Source organism: Candidatus Pantoea symbiotica (genome assembly GCF_056491525.1).
In genome coordinates, this window is the sequence record NZ_JBSZHR010000002.1 from 4092393 (window position 1) to 4111047 (window position 18655).

An 18655-nucleotide genomic window follows, 5' to 3' on the forward strand; every position below is an offset into this window, starting at 1 on the left:
TAATGACAATATTTAATTAGTGCATATTTCATAGAGTACATCGGCGATCCATCGCGGATTTCCGGCTGCACAATCCGCGGTCAAAGGGTATACTGGCGCACTCTTTTTTTAACCGATCCGTATCGCGTGCGAATTCAACATGCAAAAGTTTGATACCAAGACCTTTCAGGGCCTGATCCTGACCTTGCAGGATTACTGGGCGCGTCAAGGCTGCACCATTGTCCAACCGTTGGACATGGAAGTGGGCGCCGGCACCTCACACCCGATGACTTGTCTGCGTGCCTTAGGCCCAGAGCCGATGGCGACCGCTTACGTGCAGCCATCTCGTCGTCCGACCGATGGACGTTACGGTGAAAACCCGAACCGTTTACAGCACTATTACCAGTTCCAGGTAGTGATTAAGCCTAACCCGGACAACCTTCAGGAGCTGTACCTTGGGTCGCTGAAAGAGCTGGGTATGGATCCCACCATCCACGACATTCGCTTTGTCGAAGACAACTGGGAAAACCCAACGCTCGGCGCGTGGGGACTCGGTTGGGAAGTGTGGCTGAACGGCATGGAAGTGACGCAGTTCACTTACTTCCAGCAGGTTGGCGGCCTGGAGTGCAAGCCGGTAACCGGCGAGATCACTTACGGCTTAGAGCGCCTGGCGATGTACATTCAGGGCGTAGACAGCGTTTACGATCTGGTGTGGAGCGACGGTCCGTTCGGTAAAACCACCTACGGCGAAGTGTTCCATCAGAACGAAGTAGAGCAGTCGACCTACAACTTCGAATACGCAGACGTTGACTTCCTTTTCACCTGCTTCGAGCAGTATGAGAAAGAAGCGCAGCAGCTGCTGGCGCTGGAAAAACCGCTGCCGCTGCCGGCTTACGAGCGCATTCTGAAAGCGGCGCACAGCTTTAACCTGCTGGACGCCCGCAAAGCGATTTCGGTTACCGAACGCCAGCGCTATATCCTGCGTATCCGCACCCTGACGAAAGCCGTGGCGGAAGCCTATTATGCGTCCCGTGAGGCGCTTGGCTTCCCGATGTGCAATAAAAACAAGTAAGAGGCAGCCATGACCGATAAAACTTTCCTGGTGGAAATTGGCACCGAAGAGTTGCCTCCGAAAGCGCTGCGTAGCCTGGCAGAAGCCTTTGCTGCGCACTTCACCGCTGAACTCGATAGCGCCGGTCTGGCGCACGGCGAAGTGAGCTGGTTTGCTGCGCCGCGTCGTCTGGCGCTGAAAGTGGCTCAACTGGCTGCCGCGCAGCCGGATCGCGAAGTGGAAAAACGTGGCCCGGCAATCGCCGCCGCGTTTGATGCCGATGGCAACGCCACCAAAGCGGCCGAAGGTTGGGCGCGTGGTAACGGCATCACTGTGGCTCAGGCGGAACGTCTGAGCACGGATAAAGGTGAATGGCTGGTGCATCGCGCCGCCATCACCGGCGAAAGCGCGCAGGCGCTGCTGCCAGTAATGGTCGCTACCGCGCTGAGCAAGCTGCCGATTCCTAAGCTGATGCGCTGGGGCGCGAGCGACGTGCAGTTTGTGCGTCCGGTGCACACTGTTACGCTGCTGCTGGGTGACGAGCTGATCCCCGCGAAGATTCTGGGCATTCAGTCCGATCGCGTGATTCGCGGCCATCGCTTTATGGGCGAGCCAGAATTCACCATCGACAACGCCGATCAGTATCCGCAGCTGCTGCTGGAACGCGGAAAAGTCGTTGCGGATTACGCGGCGCGTAAAGCCAAAATCAAAGCGGACGCGGAAGCAGCGGCACAGAAGATTGGCGGCATCGCCGATCTGAGCGAAAGCCTGCTGGAAGAAGTGACCTCGCTGGTGGAATGGCCGGTAGTGCTGACGGCGAAATTCGAAGAGAAGTTCCTCGCGGTGCCAGCTGAAGCGCTGGTTTACACCATGAAAGGTGACCAGAAGTACTTCCCGGTGTACGACGCGGCGGGCAAGCTGCTGCCGAATTTCATCTTCGTCACCAACATCGAATCCAAAGATCCTCAGCAGATTATCTCCGGTAACGAGAAGGTGGTGCGCCCGCGTCTGGCGGATGCCGAGTTCTTCTTCAACACCGACCGCAAAAAGCGTCTGGAAGATAATCTGCCGCGTCTGGAAACCGTCCTGTTCCAGAAAGAGCTGGGTACGCTGCGTGATAAAACCGATCGTATTCAGGCGCTGGCTGGCTGGATTGCCGCGCAGATTGGTGCTGATGTGAATCACGCTACCCGCGCCGGTTTGCTGTCGAAATGTGACCTGATGACCAACATGGTGTTCGAGTTCACTGACACGCAGGGCGTGATGGGCATGCACTACGCGCGCCACGATGGCGAAGCGGAAGATGTGGCGGTTGCGCTGAACGAGCAGTATCAGCCGCGCTTTGCCGGTGACGATCTGCCGTCAAATCCTGTGGCGTGTGCGGTGGCGATTGCCGACAAGATGGACACCCTTGCGGGTATCTTTGGCATTGGTCAGCATCCGAAAGGCGACAAAGATCCGTTCGCACTGCGCCGTGCCGCGCTGGGCGTGCTGCGCATCATCGTTGAGAAAAACCTGCCGCTCGATCTGCAAACGCTGACCGAAGAAGCGGTGCGCCTCTACGGCAGCAAGCTGAGCAACGGCAAAGTGGTCGATGAAGTGATCGACTTTATGCTGGGCCGTTTCCGTACCTGGTATCAGGAAGAGGGCCACAGCGTTGACACCATTCAGGCGGTGCTGGCACGTCGTCCAACCCGTCCGGCTGATTTCGATGCGCGCATGAAGGCGGTTTCGCACTTCCGTACGCTGGAAGCTGCTGCGACATTGGCCGCTGCCAACAAACGTGTGTCGAACATCCTGGCGAAATCGACCGAAACCCTGAATGACAGCGTGCAGGCTTCCCTGCTGAAAGAGAACGAAGAGATCCAACTGGCGACCTTCGTGACCGCGCTGGGCGATAAGCTGCAGCCGTACTTTGCAGAAGGTCGCTATCAGGATGCGCTGGTTGAGCTGGCGCAGCTGCGTGAAGCGGTAGATAACTTCTTCGATAAAGTGATGGTGAACGCTGACGATCAGGCGGTGCGTATTAACCGTCTGACGCTGCTGGCACAGCTGCGTCAGCTGTTCCTGCAGGTGGCGGATATTTCGCTGCTGCAGTAGTTGGCATGGTCGCCATGAATGGCGACCATGCGAAACAAAAGGGACGAGAAATCGTCCCTTTTTTGTTTTAGAACCATTGTGGATTTGTAATGTGAGATATTGCGTCCTGAGAATGATGCAAGATACGCAGGACTAAAACCTTATCCGGCTCGGTTCGATAAAAAATCACATGCTCCCGATGCGGCAGTGCAAAAACGCGCTCTCCTAAATCAATACGCCTGCGACCTAACTCATGTTCAGATAATTGGTTGAAACGTTGATAAATTTTATGCGTATACAGTTCAGCCTTTTTAAGACCAAAGTTGCAATATCCATATAACCAGATTGCCGACAGATCGGTTTCAGCTTCCGGCATTATCCTTATCGTCCTTTTCATCTATGCCTACCCTGGCTCTCATTTTTTTGAGAAAAACATCGATATCAAATTCGACAGGATCTCCGCTATCTAAGCCTTCCTGAATCAACTGCTTTAACTTTTCAAGTTTGGCCGACGCCTGCTTCTCACGCAGCAAGCGTAGCGAGTCGCGCACCACTTCGCTTTGCGTACGGTAGTCGCCGGACTCAACCAGAGATTCAACAAACTCGCGCAGTTCATCGCCTAAATCGATCGTCATGGTACGTGCCATCATTGCCATCCAATGTAAGAGTATTTCTTACATTCTGGCACTTTTTTGCACAACAGGGAATGTGCGTTGCAGCGCAGTTACAAGCTGAACTGCGAGGCAACGCGAGAGATTTTAGTCAGATGAGGCGGGAAACAGGCGTGCGTCACGCAGCAGATGATCGTTGCCACGGCGGCGGGTAAAGCCGCTGCGGTCAAAGAATTCCAGAATCTGTATCGCCACTTTGCGCCCGGTGCCCAGCTGGTTGCGGAAGTCGGCGGCGCTGGTGCTGCCCTCTTGCGCGGCGCGTTGGCGAATCAGATCGGCGAAGATCTGGATCTGGTCGCTGCGATAGTAGCGATCGCGTACGATCGCGGTGATGTGTCCGAGCCGTGCGGCAGTAAGCAGCAGCGATCGAATCGCCTGTTCATCCTGCTGTAGCGCCAGCGCGATATCGCGCACCCACAGCGGCTGGTCGCCAAACAGCGGGCCGACCTGCTGCCAAAGTGTTTCTTCCTGCGGATTAAAGCGCGGTTTGAAATCGGGCAGATGCAGCCAGCCTTGACGCTGTTGCAGCTGGCCTTGCGCCAGCAGCTGATCAATCAGCGCTAGCACCCATTCGGCAGGCTGATGCGGCATTGCCACGCGACGCAAACGGTCGTGACCGATGCCCGGCACTTCGGGATGCTGCTGATGAAAATGTGCCAGCGATTCCAATAGTTTTTGCTGCCAAAGTGCCGCCTGCGCAGCGCTCATTAGCGCGTTACCGAGCTGCACCGGCGCTGTGTTCTCAATCAGTGCATCCAGCGCGGGCTCGGTAAGCTGACGCGCCCACGCCAGATCGCGTAATTCTGTCGGTTGATACGCCAGATGCGCCTGCAGGCTGGCGTCATCATCTGTTGCGGCGGCCAACTGCTGCAACCAGGCAAGATACTCCGCCTGACGTTTGCCGCGCTTTTTACTGTTGAGCAGCAGCACGCGCGCGCCGCCCAGCGTGTGCTGTGCATTGCTGTCGCGGATAATCAGCCGATCGTTCTCCGCCAGCCACAGCGGTTCGTTCAGGACTATTTCCGCCACATCATCCGCCAGCAGCGTGATGCGTCCGGTGACGTGGCTGGCGGCGTGGTGGATATGAATCGGCTGCGATGCGCTTTTCAGCGGCTGCAGCAAACGCAGCGCCACGGTTAAGCGCGTGGTGCCTTCCGCTTTTGCCTGTGACAGCAGCCAATCGCCGCGCGCGATCTGCGCTTTTTCCACATCGCCAACGATATTTAATGCAATACGCTCACCGGCCCGCGCGCGGGTCACCGATTGGTTCTGCGCATGCAGCGCACGCACGCGCAGCGGCTGATTCAGGCTGCTGAGCCAAAGGGTATCACCGACGTTCACTTCACCCGTCAGCGCGGTGCCGGTGACCACCAATCCAGTACCTTTCAGCGTGAAGGCGCGATCGATGGCGAGACGAAAACGGTAACGCGGGTCGAAGGCCGGTTCCGCCAGCGTGCTGAGATGCTGGCGCAGCGCGTCGATGCCTTGCTGCGTGTGGCTGCTGGTGACAAATTGCGGTACCGCCAGCCAGCCGAGTTGCTGCGTGAGTTGTGCCACCTGCAGCTGGACTTCCGCGATGCGCGCCTCATCTACGCGATCGGCTTTGGTCAGCGCCACGCTGAGCGGCGGCTGTCCGGCCAAACTCAGCAGCTGTAGATGTTCGCGGGTTTGCGGCATTACGCCATCGTCGCAGGCCACCACCAGCAGCGCATGATGAATACCGCCAATGCCCGCCAGCATATTGGCGAGAAATTTCTCGTGGCCCGGCACATCAATAAAGCCGAGCACGCGCCCGTCCGGCTGCGGCCAATATGCGTAGCCGAGATCGATGGTCATGCCGCGCCGTTTCTCTTCCGGCAGGCGATCGGCATCAACGCCGGTTAATGCCTGTAGCAGCGCGGTTTTGCCGTGATCGACGTGTCCAGCGGTGGCAATAATCATGGTGCTATGGCCTGAATCAGCGCGCTTTCATCATCAAGACAGCGTAAATCCAGCCACAGTTTGCCTTCCTGAATGCGGCCAATCACCGGGCGCGCTAAGCTGCGCCAGCGTTGTGACAAGCTGGCAAGCTGGCTGCCGCGACCATCGCGTGGCATGAAGGTGATGGCGAAACTGGCAATACGCTCAACCGGTAGCGATCCGCTGCCGATTTGCGAAGAACAGGGCGCGATCGCCAGCGAAAATTCTTCACCATAAGCCTGCTGTAATGCGGGCATCAATCGTTCGGCCTGCTGCAGAATATCGTGCGAGGAACGGGTCAGCAGCCGCAGCGTCGGCAGGGCTTCGCGCAGCGTGTCCGGCTGGCGATAGAGTTGCAGGGTGGCTTCCAGCGCCGCGAGCGTCATTTTATCGACGCGCAGCGCGCGTTTCAGTGGATGTGACTGTAGCTGATCAATCAGCGCCTGCTTGCCGACGATAATGCCCGCCTGCGGACCGCCGAGCAGTTTGTCGCCGGAGAAGCTCACCAGACTGACGCCAGCGGCGATCAGCTGCTGCGGCATCGGTTCGGCGGGCAGACCAAATTCGGTCATGTCGACCAGCGAACCGCTGCCAAGATCGGTGATCACCGGCAGTTGATAAGCATCACCCAGCTCAACTAACTCTGCTTCCGTCACCGCATGGGTAAAGCCCTGAATCTGATAATTGCTGGTGTGCACCTTCATCAGCAGGCCGCTGTTTTCCGCGATGGCGGCGCGATAATCTTTCAGATGCGTGCGATTGGTGGTGCCGACTTCCACCAGTTTGCAGCCCGCCTGACGCATTACGTCGGGAATGCGAAAGGCACCGCCAATTTCCACCAGCTCGCCACGCGAGACAATCACTTCGCGTCCCGGTGCTAAAGCAGCCAGCATCAGTAACACGGCGGCAGCATTGTTGTTGACGATGCAGGCCGCTTCCGCGCCGGTTAATTCGCACAGCAGCGCGCTGACCGCACGATCGCGATGGCCGCGCGCCGCATCATCCAGCGCATATTCCAACGTGACCGGCTGACGCAGGCAGTTAACCACCGCGTCGATGGCGCGATCGCTCAGCTGTGCACGGCCGAGATTGGTGTGCAGCACGGTGCCGGTGAGATTGAACACCGGACGCAGCGCACTTTGCTGCTGTTGCTGGCTGCGGCGCAGCGCTTCATCGGGCCAGTTTACGTGCCATTCCGGCAAGGTTTGATGCTGCTGAATGTGCTCGCGCGCTTCCTGCTGCATGTTACGCAGCTGGCGCGTGGCAAAGGCGGTACCGTGATGTGCAAGCAGCGGCTGCAGCGCCGGATCGCGCAGCAGGCTGTCGATCGCAGGCAATTGACTGTAAAGGGTTTTCATCAGGTGACTTAGAGAGTGGGCGGAACGGTGCGGGCAAAGCTTTCGCGCGCAAACAGGTTTTCGGCCAGCTTCACCAGCGCCGGGCGATTCACGCACCAGTTGGGCAGCACGCGGCGGAAATTCAGGTAACCAATCATGCAGCCGGTGGCGATATCAGCCAGATTCAGCGTGCCGCTATTGAGCCATTCGCCCTGAGCGGCGGCGGTTTCCAGCGCATCGAGGCCGCGCTGAATTTTGTCGCGATTGCGCACCAGTACCTCTTCGGATTGCTGATCGCCGGGACGCATCTGCTCGCGCACAATCATCACCGCAGCGTCGTTGATGCCGTCGGCGAGTTTTTCCAGCTGACGGATTTGCAATGCGTGCAGCGCATCATCAGGCAGCAGCGCGGGCGCATCGCCGCGCAGTTCAATCACCTGCGCGATGATTGAGGAGTCGAACCAGGTGAGCTGATTGTCATCAATCAGCGCCGGCACTTTGCCCAGCGGATTGTACTGCGGGACATCGCTGTCATCGGTCCACGGAGATTGATTAACGAATTCGAAAACCAGGCCTTTTTCCAACAGAATGACTGAAATTTTGCGTACAAAAGGGCTGGTGTAGCTGCCAATCAGTTTCATCGTTCGCCTCCGTGTTGAGCTGCGTGGATTTGTGCGTTCATTGAGAAGGTCGCCATGAATGGCGACCCTACAAGGTTGTTGCGAATTTTCGTCGGGGCGAATCCTTAATCGCCGGGGAACATAAACGGATTCAAACTGCTGCGCGCGAATCCTTCCTGCTCCATGCGGGCATCCAGCACCAGCGAAGCGAGGTCATCTGCCACCGGTTCCACCGCCGGATCTTTTTCCTGATACAACATCTTCAGGTAGGTTCCGCAATCGCCGCAGCTCTCTGCTTTCACCGCCGCTTTTTCGCTGTCCAGCGACCAGTAATGCAGATCGCCGGTTTGTTCGCAGTTGGAGCACTTACTGCGCACCACATACCACTCGCTTTCACACAGATTGCAGTGCAGATAGCGCAGCCCTTGTTGCCCCACGCTCATATGCACCACGCTGGTGACCGGCACGCTGGCGCACACCGGGCAAAACTGGCGATGCTCACCGTATTCCGCACGCGCTTTGCCGGGAATCAGTGCCGCCATTTGCGCCCAGTAAATCGACAACGCCGCCCAGATGAACGGCGATTTATCGCTGCTCACCTGCGCGAAATCGCCTTCCAGCAGCGCATGCGCCAGATTTTCCAGTTCGGTAGTGGAGGCTTTTTCCAGATTCTCCAGCACCGCCAGCGCCTGGCCGCTCATCTCCGGCTTCAGCTCGGCGATCAGCGAATGTAGCAGACGTTGCCAGTGCGCATCACGCGGGTAGGTGTGGATATCGAGCGGCGGTTTGCCCTGCTCGGCGCTCTGCGTCAGCCGTTGCTGCAGGTCGATTTGCAGCGGATGGTCATACAGCACGATCTCCTGCGCCTCGGCGATCACCGCGGCAAAGCGCAGGTAATCACCGAGCGGATTCTTCGCGGCCAGATCGCGCAAACGTGCCGCACGGCGGCTATACAGATTTTTCAGCCGGGGGAAAAGTAACGGCGGAACTTGCTCCGCCGTGTGCTTTTCGCCTTTCTCCAGCTGGTCCTGCGGGATGATGCGAATACTCATCAGGGACGTTTTTCCTGTTGTGTTTGGCGTTGGCGCTGCTCGCGATACCAGCGTGGGTGATGTTTCTTCGCCCACGCGGCCGGAACCCAGCCCTCAACCATGGCGGTAATGGTGCCTTTTACCCACAACGCGGCGTAAATGTGCACCATAATCACCATGATCAGCGCCACAGCTGAGACCGAATGCACCACTAGCGCGATGCGAATCAGCGGAATAGTAAAGGCGCCGGCAAAGTATGGGCGCCAGATAACAATTCCGCTCACCAGCAGCAAGACTAAGCTGATGATAGCAGCCCAGAACACACACTTCTGCCCGAAGTTGTATTTGCCGGTATCGCCGACCTCTTCGTTTTGCACGATTTTGTGGATGTTTTTCGCCCACACCAGGTCTTCGCGATTGATCAGATTATGTTTCCAATAGCGTAAGAACATGATGATAAAGGCGGCAAACATCACCGTGCCCACAAATGGATGTAGGATACGCGCCAACTGCGGCGTGCCGAGCACGTGCATCAGCCAGTTAAACGACGGGAAAAAGAAGCCCAGTCCGCTCAGCGCGGCGAGCACAAAACAGAACGCCACAATCCAGTGATTGATGCGTTCCGGTGCGCTGTAGCGCACCAGACGATCGCGTTTTTTCATTATTCGCGCTCCTCTTTTTCATGCAGGTTCTCGTCTTCATCCTCTTCCACGCGGTTCGGCCCCACGCCGACGTAATGGAACACGGATGCGGCGAAGGTGGCGGCAAAGCCAATCGCTGCCAGCGGTTTCCAGATACCTTTCCAGAACGTCACCGCCGGGCTGATGCTCGGGTTAGCTGGCAAACCATGATACAGCTGCGGTTTGTCGGCGTGGTGCAGCACGTACATTACGTGCGTACCGCCGACGCCTTCCGGATCGTACAAGCCCGCGTTGGCATAGCCGCGCGTATTCAGCTCGGCCACACGTTCACCCGCCAGCGCCTGCATATCGCTTTTGCTGCCGAAGTGAATCGCGCCGGTCGGGCAGGTTTTCACGCACGCCGGTTCCTGACCAACATTGACACGATCGACGCACAGCGTGCATTTATACACGCGGTTGTCCTCTTTATTCATACGCGGCACATCGAACGGACAGCCAGCGATGCAGTAGCCGCAGCCAATGCACTGTTCTGACTGAAAATCGACGATGCCGTTGGCGTACTGAATAATCGCGCCTTCAGATGGACATGCCTTCAGGCAGCCGGGATCAGCGCAGTGCATGCAGCCATCCTTGCGGATCAGCCACTCTAACTTGCCGTTCTCCTCCACTTCTGAGAAGCGCATCACCGTCCAGGATTTGGCGGTCAAATCGGCGGGATTGTCGTACACCCCAACGTTATGTCCCACTTCATCGCGGATATCGTTCCACTCCGAACACGCCACTTGGCAGGCTTTGCAGCCGATGCAGGTGGTCACGTCGATCAGTTTCGCCACTTCCTGCTGATGGTTACGCGCCTGCGGGGCAGGCGTGAGTCCATTGGTGGCGGAGCGGCGGATAATGTCTTGAGATTGATAAGCCATATTCGTTCTCCTTACACCTTCTCGACGTTGACCAGGAACGCCTTAAATTCTGGCGTCTGCGTGTTGGCATCACCGACAAACGGCGTCAGGGTATTAGCGATAAAGCCTTTTTTCGCCACGCCCTGATAACCCCAGTGAATCGGAATGCCGATGGTATCGACGATTTTGCCGTCGACGTTGAGTGGACGGATGCGCTTGGTGACCACCGCTTTGGCTTTGATGTAGCCGCGATTGGAGCTCACTTTCACCGTATCGCCCTGCGCGATGCCGAGCTTGTTGGCCAGCTTCTCGCCGATTTCAATAAACTGTTCCGGCTGCGCGATGGCATTGAGCCGCGCGTGTTTGGTCCAGTAATGGAAATGCTCGGTGAGGCGATAAGTGGTGCCGACATACGGGAACTGCTCCGCCTGGCCCATCGATGCCAAATCGTCCTTGAACACGCGCGCCGCCGGGTTGGATACCACGTTCGGATGCAGCGGGTTAGTGCCGATCGGTGTTTCAAACGGCTCGTAGTGTTCCGGGAACGGACCTTCGGCCATTTTGTCGAGCGCAAACAGGCGGCCCATGCCTTCCGGCTGCATGATGAACGGCCCAACATCGCTGCCTGGCGCGGCGGCGCTGTAATCTGGCACATCCATGCCGCCCCATTTCGCGCCATCCCATTTCAGAATTTGGCGTTTTGGATCCCACGGATTGCCTTGCGGGTCAGCCGAGGCGCGGTTGTAGAGAATGCGGCGGTTAAGCGGCCACGCCCAACTCCAGTTCAGCGTGTTGCCCAAACCGGTAGGATCGGTGTTGTCGCGGCGTGCCATCTGATTGCCTTCCGGCGTCCAGCTGCCGGCGAAAATCCAGCAACCGCTGCTGGTGCTGCCGTCATCTTTCAGATGGGCAAAGGTGCTGAGCTGTTGGCCTTTTTTCACCAGCAGCGTGCCTTTATCATCGAACACATCGGCCAGTGCTTTACCGTTGTTCTCCATCGCCACTTCTTCCGGCGCTGGATTTTCTGGCGTAAGGTAGTTCCAGCTCATATTCAGCACTTGCTCAGGCAGCGCACCGCCTTCACTGGCGTACATTTTGCGCAGGCGTGAATAGATGCCGGAAAGAATTTCACCGTCATTCAGCGCTTCGCCCGGTGCATCCTGACCTTTCCAGTGCCACTGCAGCCAGCGGCCCGAGTTGACGATCGAACCGTTCTCTTCAGCGAAGCAGGTGGAGGGCAAACGGAACACTTCGGTCTGAATTTTTGACGGATCAACGTCGTTAAACTCGTCGTGATTCTCCCAGAAGGTAGCGGTTTCGGTGTTGAGCGGGTCGATGGTGACGAGGAACTTCAGCTTCGACAGTGAATCAATCACTTTGCGCTTGTTCGGGAACGACGCCACCGGGTTAAAGCCCTGGCACAGATAGCCGTTGACCTTACCTTGCGACATCATCTCGAAGTACTGCAGCACGTCGTAGCCTTTATCCCACTTCGGCAACCAGTCGAAACCCCAGTTGTTCTCTTTCTGGGCTTTGTCGCCGAAGAAGGCTTTCATTTGGCTGACAAAGAACTTTGGATAATTGCTCCAGTAGTTCACCTGGCCCGGCAGCAGCGCTTTTGGCGTGTTGGCGGCGAGATAACTCTGCAGATCGGTTTGTTTCTCCGACGGCAAGGTCATGTAACCCGGCAAACTCTGCGACAGCAGGCCGAGATCGGTCAGGCCCTGAATATTCGAGTGGCCGCGCAGCGCATTAATGCCGCCGCCAATCATGCCCATATTGCCCAACAGCAGCTGAATCATCGCCATGGTGCGGATGTTCTGCGCGCCAACCGAGTGCTGCGTCCAGCCGAGCGCATACAGGAACGAGGTGGTGCGATCGCGTGCGCTGGTTTCGCCCAGCAGTTCGCAGACATGCAGGAAGTCATCTTTCGGCGTGCCGCAGATGCGTTCAACAATTTCTGGCGTGTAGCGGCTGACGTGCTGTTTTAACAGGTTCCACACGCAGCGCGGATGCGTCAGCGTGGTGTCGCGTTTGGCGAAGCCGTCATCGCCTAACTCGTAGTTCCAGCTGGTTTTGTCGTACTTGCGATTCGCTTCGTCGTAACCGCTGAACAGGCCATCTTCAAAATGATAATCCTCACGCACAATCAGGCTGGCGTTGGTGTACGCCTCGACATATTCGCGCTGGATTTTTTCGTTTTGCAGCAGCCACAGCAGTACGCCCGACAGGAAAGTGATGTCGGTGCCCGAGCGGATCGGTGTATAGAAATCGGCTACCGATGCGGTTCGTGTGAAACGCGGATCGATAACAATAATTTTGGCTTTGTTGTGAATTTTGGCTTCCATCGCCCAGCGGAATCCCACGGGATGCGCTTCAGCGGCGTTACCGCCCATCACAACGATCAGATTGGCATTACGGATGTCGACCCAGTGATTGGTCATCGCACCGCGACCAAATGTTGGAGCAAGACTTGCTACCGTTGGTCCGTGTCAAACGCGTGCCTGGTTGTCGACCGCTAACATGCCGAGCGATCGGGTAAATTTCTGGGTTAAGTAGCCGGTTTCGTTGCTGGATGCGGAAGCACACAACATGCCGGTGGAGAGCCAACGGTTTACCGTCACGCCAGCGGCGTTCTGCGCCACGAAGTTAGCGTCGCGGTCGGCTTTCATCAGCTTCGCGATGCGATCAAAGGCATCGTCCCAGCTAATGCGCTGCCATTTATTGGAGCCAGGCGCGCGGTATTCCGGGTATTGCAGGCGACTTTCACTGTGGATGAAGTCGAGCAGGCCTGCGCCTTTCGGGCACAATGCGCCGCGGCTCACCGGATGATCCGGATCCCCTTCGATGTGGAAAATGGTCTCTTTGGCGTTTTTCGCGCCGTCACCGAGGCTGTACATTAACAAGCCACAGCCAACTGAGCAGTAAGTGCAGGTGTTACGGGTTTCGCGCGCGCGTAGCAGTTTGTACTGCCGCGTTTCCGCCAGCGCTACCTCTGGCGCAAAGCCGAGCAGCGCTGCCGTTGTCCCTGCCATACCGCCAGCACACACCTTGAAGAATTTTCTTCGGCTGACGTTCATGGATTATCCTTTCAACATGATTGATTGTACTTTTGCGGTGCAGTGGATCGGGCGTCACAATAACCCGACGAATATTGCGGCAATAGCGACCTAATAATACCACTACTTTAGTAAGGTTGTTGTATGAGGCGAAAAAAGTGACAGAGAATGAGCAGGAAAGTCACATTAATGTGAATAAGATCTCAGGCGCGGTGCAGGCGCAGGTCCATCAGCGGCGTGATATCAGCCTTGCGGAAACTGACTGGCTGGCCGAGGAAGTGCCGGTGGCGCTGGTGTATAACGGCATTTCGCACGTTGTGATGATGGCGACACCCAATGATTTGGAAGCTTTTGCACTAGGTTTCTCGCTCTCGGAAGGCATTATTGCGCGCCCGGATGAAATCTTCGGCATCGATGTGGTGCCGGGCTGTAACGGTGTTGAAGTGCAGATTGAACTCTCCAGCCGCCGCTTTATGGCGTTGAAAGAGCAGCGCCGCGCCATGGCTGGCCGCACCGGCTGCGGCGTGTGTGGCGTCGAGCAACTCGACCAAATCGGTAAGCCGCTAAAGCCGCTGCCATTCAGCCAAACTTTTGATTTAGCTAACCTCGATAAAGGCCTGGCGCAGTTGCGCGATTACCAGCTGATCGGCAATCTCACCGGCTGCACGCACGCGGCGGCGTGGATGTCGCCAGAAGGTGAATTGCAGGGCGGCTATGAAGATGTGGGTCGCCATGTGGCGCTGGACAAATTGCTGGGGAATCGCAGCCAGCAGCCGTGGCAGCAGGGCGCGGTGCTGGTTTCCAGCCGCGCCAGCTATGAGATGGTGCAGAAATCCGCTATGTGCGGCGTGGAGATTCTGTTTGCGGTTTCGGCGGCAACGCAGCTCGCCGTTGAGGTGGCTGAACGTTGTAATCTCACGCTGGTCGGTTTCAGTAAACCGGGTCGCGCCACGGTTTACAGCCATCCGCAGCGCCTGCGTTAAACCACCTGCACCTGTGGCAACGCCTGTTGCAGCGCCGCCAGCGCGCCAGGTTTGGCCGCGCCGCTGTCGCAAATCAGCAGATCAACTTCCGCAATCGGTGCGTAAACGGTGCGGCTTATCACGCCGAGTTTGCTGTGATCCGCCAGTAGAATAGTGCGATTCGCCTGCTGCACCATGGCGCGGGCAATCGCCGCTTCGTGGGGATGAAAGCTGCTGGCACCGTTTTTAGCATCGATGCCGACCGGCGAAAGCAGCGCCACATCGGCGCGATAACGAAAAATTTCGCCGATCGTCATCTCACCGCGCGTTTGCTGCGCGCCTGCCATCATCATGCCGCCAAGCAAAATCACCTGATTATTCAACGTCTCATGCTCTTCCGCTGCGCTCAGCGCCAGCGCGGCCTGCAAACTGTTGGTGATGATGGTTAAACCCGACATGCTGCGCAGCTGTTCGGCCAGCATGGTGGTGGTGGTGCCAGCATCGAGGAACAGCGTTTGGCCGGGCTGAAGATGCTGCGCGGCGGCAACCGCAATCGCGCGTTTCTCTTTCGCCTGCGCGTTGCGGCGCACCTGCAATGGCGGCTCCGGCTGGCTATCTACGGCAACCAAACCGCCATGTACACGCCGCGCCAATCCCTGCGCTTCCAGCTCAATAATGTCGCGCCGCGCGGTTTCGCGCGAAATGCCAAGCTCGTTGATGATGCGTTCGGTGCTGAGCTGATGTTGCGTGGTCAGCAGCGCGCGAATGCGGTGTAAGCGGGTTTCCTGCAGCATGACTTTTCCCTGTGGCGTGTTCAACCTGGGCCTAAGCTTACCTGAGTGTCATGACGCCGTCATGTGTATTTGGTTGTATTTGTGTATTTGGTTGCATTTGTCGCCAAAGCAGGCATGATATTGGCAAACGGCGATTTCGCATGCACCCCTTTCACCTTCGCAACGGGAGTTACCATGGCTACACGTTCTACCATCATGGATACCAACAGTTTTCGTGCTGAGCACGCCGACGGGCTGGATGCGGCAACCCGCAAGCTCACCGACAAGCGCAGCAAAGTGTTGGGCGAGTCGTATCGCCTGTTTTACCGCAAGCCGGTGCACTTAGTGCGCGGCGAAGGGCAGTATTTGTGGGATGCCGCCGGTGATAAATATCTTGATGTGTACAACAACGTGGCGAGCATTGGTCACTGCCATCCGGCGGTGATTGAGGCGGTCAATCAGCAGATGAAGATGCTGAATACCCACACGCGCTATCTGCACGAACGCATTCTCGATTACACCGAAGAGCTGCTGGCGACCACGCCGGATGCCATCGATCGCGCCATGTATATGTGTACCGGTTCGGAAGCCAACGATTTGGCGATCCGTGTGGCGCGAGCTTTCAGCGGCGGCACCGGCATTATTGTGTCGCAGGAGGCGTATCACGGCACCAGCGATCTCACGTCAGGCGTGTCGCCCGCGCTCGGCAGCGGACAGCCGCTGGCGGCAACCACGCGTTTGGTTTCACCGCCGGATGTTTATCGTGTGAATGCGCCGGATCTCGGCGAGTGGTTTGCCAATGAAATTCAGAAGCAGATCGACGATATGAAAGCGCACGGCATTAAGTTTGCTGGCTTCCTCGCTGACTCGATCTTCTCTTCCGATGGCGTATTACCGAATCCGCGCGGCTTCCTGCAAAAAGCGGTCGATGTGGTGCATGCCAACGGCGGGATTTTCATCGCCGATGAAGTGCAGCCGGGCTTTGGCCGTACCGGCGATGCGTTCTGGGGCTTTGCGCGTCACGGCGTAGTGCCTGATGTCATCACCACTGGCAAGCCAATGGGCAACGGCATTCCGGTTTCGGGTCTGCTGGCGAAAAGCGATGTCCTTGCCGCGTTCAGTGATGAAATTCCTTACTTCAACACCTTTGGCGGTAATCCGGTGGCGATGGCCGCAGCGCAAGCGGTGTTGACGGTGATTAAGGAAGAGGGCTTGCAGGAGCACAGCCGCGTGGTGGGCGCCAAACTGTTAGGTGAGTTGCAGAAATTGATGGATCGCCATGAATCGATCGGCGACGTACGCGGTGCGGGTCTGTTTATTGGTTTCGAACTGGTGCAGGACCGCACCAGCAAAGCGCCGGACAAAGCGCTGGCGCTGGATTTGATCGAAAAACTGCGCGAACACCGCGTGCTGACGTCAGTGGCGGGCCCTTACGGTAACGTGCTGAAACTGCGTCCGCCGTTGGCGTTCCAGGAAGCGGATATCGACTGGCTGGTGGGCGCGCTGGATAAGTCGTTGAGTGAGTTGGGGCGGTAAAACAGTCACTGTGGATAGGGTGCGGTAATGAATAAGGTCGCCATGAATGGCGACCCTACGGGGTATTACGCTGCGGTTTCCTCGGCGAAAATGCTCTCCATTTTCTGCCACGCCTGTGCCACATCATCATCCAGATTAAACAATCCTGACGTACCGACAATAAACACATCGACGCCGGAAGCGGCGATTTGTTTAAAGGTGCGCGCGTTGCACGAACCATCAATTTCGGTCAGATAGTGATAACCGTGCTCTTCGCGCATGGCGATCAGCTGGCGAATCTTATTTAGCGTTTCCGGAATAAATTTCTGGCCGGCGAAACCCGGATCTACCGACATCACCGTCACTTTATCCAGCAGATGCGCATATTCACGAATACTTTCTGCCGGCGTGGCCGGATTTAAAACCACGCCGCAGCGACGGCCCGCGTCTTTAATCTGCGTCAGCAGGCGGAATATTTTATTATTGGCGGTTTCCGGGTGGAAGCTAATAATATCTGCGCCTGCCTCAATGCACATCGGAATAATGTCTTCCGGATGATTCACCATTAAATGCACGTCAATCGGCACATCGGTAATTTTACGCAGGTTCTCAATAAAAAACGGCGACAGCGTAATATTCTTCACGTAGCTGCCATCCATAATATCGACATGATAAAAGGCGGCGGTGCTATTCATCGCTTCGACCTGCTCGCGGAAACGTGTGAGATCCATGCACATTAAGGAGGGGGAAAATTTGGCTTGCATAACTTATTTCCTCATTACAAAAACAGCGCCCGCAGGCGCTGTTGATGACATCAATGGAAGAACGAAATAATGTGGCCGAGCACGATACCGACAATGCCGAAGTCGGCATCGCCGAAGGTGGTGGAAGCAAAGCCGAGGTCGCCCATCAGCGGCAGCAGAATCGCTGGCAGGAAGGAGATCAGCAGGCCTTGCACAAAGGCGCCAATCACTGCGCCACGACGTCCGCCGGTGATATTGCCGTAGACGCCAGCAGTTGCACCGCAGAAGAAGTGCGGCACCAGACCCGGAACGATGACGCTCAGGCCAAACAGCGGGCACAGGAACATGCTGATCAACCCGGCGGAGAAACTCGACAGGAAGCCGATGATCACCGCGTTCGGTGCGAACGGGAACACGGTTGGGCAATCCAGCGCCGGTTTGGCGTTGGGTACCAGCTTATCGGCGATGCCTTTAAAGGCCGGCACGATCTCCGCAATCACCATACGCACACCGGCGAGGATGATGTAGACGCCAGCAGCAAAGGTAATCGACTGAATAATGGCGAACACAATGTAGTTCTGGCCGCCACTGATGCTTTCGGTGAACGCTTTACCCGCAACCAGAACCAATGCGATAAACAGAATCATCATGGTCAGCGAAATCGCTACCGATGAGTCGCGCAGGAAGTTGAGGGTTTTCGGCACCTTCAGCTCTTCAATCGACGGGCTGCCTTTACCGACCACTTTGCCGACTAACGCAGAGAGCAGATAACCGGTTGAGCCAAAGTGGCCGAGTGCCAGATCGTCCGAGTTGGTGATTTTGCGGGTGAACGGCTGCAGAATCGCCGGGCACACCACCATCATGGTGCCGAGAATCAGCGAACCAATCAGCACCAGCCAGAAACCGTGTATGCCGCCTACTGACAGAATCACCGCCAGCATCGCCGACATATACAGCGTGTGGTGACCGGTCAGGAAGATGTATTTCAGCGGTGTAATACGCGCCAGCAAGATGTTCACCAGCATACCGAACACCATGATCATGGCGGTTTCGGTGCCGTAACTCTTCTGCGCCAGCGCGGCCATTGCATCGGTATTTGGCACCACGCCCTGAATATTAAACGAGTGCTCAAACAGCTGGCTGAAGATGGTCAATGTGGCCGCAATTAAATTGGCCCCGGCGATGAGAATAACAAAACCCATGATGGTTTTAAGCGTACCGGAAATAACATCAGAAACCGGTTTCTTTTGCAGTAATAAACCAAACAGGGAAAAAAGGCCGACAAGTATTGCGGGTGTTCCAAGAACATCCTTTATAATAAATTGCAGCATAACCT

The 18655-nt window shown here is 56.8% G+C and carries 16 protein-coding genes; 4 read left to right on the top strand and 12 right to left on the bottom strand.

The annotated features are described in order from the left end of the window. Positions 1-139: 139 nt before the first annotated feature. Positions 140-1051 carry a glycine--tRNA ligase subunit alpha gene (glyQ, locus tag ACXIZX_RS19730; protein ID WP_008105242.1) on the top strand — a complete coding sequence of 304 codons (912 nt, stop codon included), beginning with the start codon at positions 140-142 and terminating at the stop codon, positions 1049-1051. A 9-nt stretch (positions 1052-1060) separates the two neighbouring features. Next, positions 1061-3130 (top strand): glycine--tRNA ligase subunit beta, encoded by a 2070-nt coding sequence (gene glyS, locus ACXIZX_RS19735; RefSeq protein WP_061719303.1) that lies wholly within the window; start codon positions 1061-1063, stop codon positions 3128-3130. A gap of 67 nt (positions 3131-3197) precedes the next feature. On the opposite strand, the gene ACXIZX_RS19740 is transcribed toward glyS, so the two are convergent. The 9 genes from ACXIZX_RS19740 to fdnG all read right to left on the bottom strand — a co-directional run bounded on the left by ACXIZX_RS19740 (position 3198) and on the right by fdnG (position 13347). Beyond that, a complete protein-coding gene (locus tag ACXIZX_RS19740) occupies positions 3198-3485 on the bottom strand; it encodes a type II toxin-antitoxin system RelE/ParE family toxin (RefSeq protein WP_286176375.1) in 288 nt (95 codons plus the stop codon). Beyond that, positions 3472-3756 carry a type II toxin-antitoxin system ParD family antitoxin gene (locus ACXIZX_RS19745; protein ID WP_176973244.1) on the bottom strand — a complete coding sequence of 95 codons (285 nt, stop codon included), beginning with the start codon at positions 3754-3756 and terminating at the stop codon, positions 3472-3474. The genes ACXIZX_RS19740 and ACXIZX_RS19745 overlap by 14 nt, the downstream gene beginning before the upstream one ends. Before the next feature lie 111 nt (positions 3757-3867). Continuing rightward, positions 3868-5721: a selenocysteine-specific translation elongation factor gene (gene selB / locus ACXIZX_RS19750; RefSeq protein ID WP_479404784.1), complete on the bottom strand. Its 1854-nt coding sequence runs from the start codon at positions 5719-5721 to the stop codon at positions 3868-3870. Continuing rightward, positions 5718-7097, bottom strand: coding sequence for an L-seryl-tRNA(Sec) selenium transferase (selA, locus tag ACXIZX_RS19755; RefSeq protein ID WP_479404785.1), 1380 nt, complete (start codon positions 7095-7097; stop codon positions 5718-5720). The genes selB and selA overlap by 4 nt, the downstream gene beginning before the upstream one ends. Before the next feature lie 8 nt (positions 7098-7105). Next, positions 7106-7717: a glutathione S-transferase gene (locus ACXIZX_RS19760; RefSeq protein WP_008104691.1), complete on the bottom strand. Its 612-nt coding sequence runs from the start codon at positions 7715-7717 to the stop codon at positions 7106-7108. A 104-nt stretch (positions 7718-7821) separates the two neighbouring features. Further along, complete coding sequence (fdhE, locus tag ACXIZX_RS19765; RefSeq protein ID WP_061719309.1) at positions 7822-8748, bottom strand: formate dehydrogenase accessory protein FdhE; 927 nt, start codon at positions 8746-8748, stop codon at positions 7822-7824. After that, complete coding sequence (gene fdoI, locus ACXIZX_RS19770; RefSeq protein WP_179452872.1) at positions 8748-9389, bottom strand: formate dehydrogenase cytochrome b556 subunit; 642 nt, start codon at positions 9387-9389, stop codon at positions 8748-8750. Before fdoI ends, fdhE begins: the two co-directional genes overlap by 1 nt. Then, complete coding sequence (gene fdxH, locus ACXIZX_RS19775) at positions 9389-10288, bottom strand: formate dehydrogenase subunit beta (RefSeq protein WP_154156908.1); 900 nt, start codon at positions 10286-10288, stop codon at positions 9389-9391. Before fdxH ends, fdoI begins: the two co-directional genes overlap by 1 nt. A gap of 11 nt (positions 10289-10299) precedes the next feature. Beyond that, complete coding sequence (gene fdnG, locus ACXIZX_RS19780) at positions 10300-13347, bottom strand: formate dehydrogenase-N subunit alpha (protein WP_479404786.1); 3048 nt, start codon at positions 13345-13347, stop codon at positions 10300-10302. 170 nt (positions 13348-13517) lie between these two features. Between fdnG and fdhD the strand changes: the two genes are divergently transcribed. After that, entirely contained in the window at positions 13518-14309 is a 792-nt protein-coding gene (fdhD, locus tag ACXIZX_RS19785) for a formate dehydrogenase accessory sulfurtransferase FdhD (protein ID WP_353621005.1), read from the top strand. On the opposite strand, the gene ACXIZX_RS19790 is transcribed toward fdhD, so the two are convergent. Next, the gene (locus ACXIZX_RS19790) at positions 14306-15082 is read right to left on the bottom strand and encodes a DeoR/GlpR family DNA-binding transcription regulator (protein ID WP_479404787.1); all 777 of its coding nucleotides are present in this window, start codon (positions 15080-15082) and stop codon (positions 14306-14308) included. The genes fdhD and ACXIZX_RS19790 overlap by 4 nt on opposite strands. A 174-nt stretch (positions 15083-15256) precedes the next feature. Here ACXIZX_RS19790 and ACXIZX_RS19795 point away from each other — a divergent pair, with 174 nt between their 5' ends. Further along, positions 15257-16597 carry an aspartate aminotransferase family protein gene (locus ACXIZX_RS19795; protein ID WP_479404788.1) on the top strand — a complete coding sequence of 447 codons (1341 nt, stop codon included), beginning with the start codon at positions 15257-15259 and terminating at the stop codon, positions 16595-16597. Positions 16598-16662: 65 nt separating this feature from the next. Here ACXIZX_RS19795 and alsE read toward each other — a convergent pair whose 3' ends face one another. Continuing rightward, positions 16663-17340, bottom strand: a complete 678-nt coding sequence (alsE, locus tag ACXIZX_RS19800; RefSeq protein ID WP_154194608.1) for a D-allulose 6-phosphate 3-epimerase — start codon at positions 17338-17340, stop codon at positions 16663-16665. Positions 17341-17390: 50 nt separating this feature from the next. Beyond that, the gene (locus tag ACXIZX_RS19805; protein ID WP_061719314.1) at positions 17391-18650 is read right to left on the bottom strand and encodes a PTS ascorbate transporter subunit IIC; all 1260 of its coding nucleotides are present in this window, start codon (positions 18648-18650) and stop codon (positions 17391-17393) included. Between the last annotated feature and the right edge of the window lie 5 nt (positions 18651-18655).